We start from the raw sequence: 375 nt of genomic DNA on the forward strand, positions 1-375 counted from the left end.
GCATAACCCTGCTCGACTTGGCTGCCCTGTTGATTCGGTAGACCTTGTGTTCCGCCCTCAACCTGGCTGCCTGCTTTCCCTTCCGTTCCTGCCGTCACACCTGCAGTATCTGTGCTTGGCACTCTAACAAATGTGGATCCCCGCATATTTACAACAGCATCAACAGGTACGACTACTACATTCTTTTTCGATTGAATGATAATATCAACCTGCCCGGACATGCCAGCGAGAATGCCATCTATTTGCGACAACCCAATCGTAACATCATAGGCTGCCACACCACTTGATACTGTACCCTCTAATGCAAGCTCCTCAACAGTTCCCTCTATCGTCTTATCCGTCATAGCATTCAAGTGCACCTGAGCAGCTTGTCCT

The 375-nt window shown here is 49.3% G+C and carries 1 pseudogene; it reads right to left on the bottom strand.

From position 1 onward, the window contains the following. Positions 1-344, bottom strand: a pseudogene (locus FJQ58_RS00880) (efflux RND transporter periplasmic adaptor subunit); the annotation flags it as partial. Positions 345-375: the final 31 nt, after the last annotated feature.

Source organism: Paenibacillus paridis, assembly GCF_006345825.1.
Taxonomy (GTDB): Bacteria; Bacillota; Bacilli; order Paenibacillales; family Paenibacillaceae; genus Pristimantibacillus; species Pristimantibacillus paridis.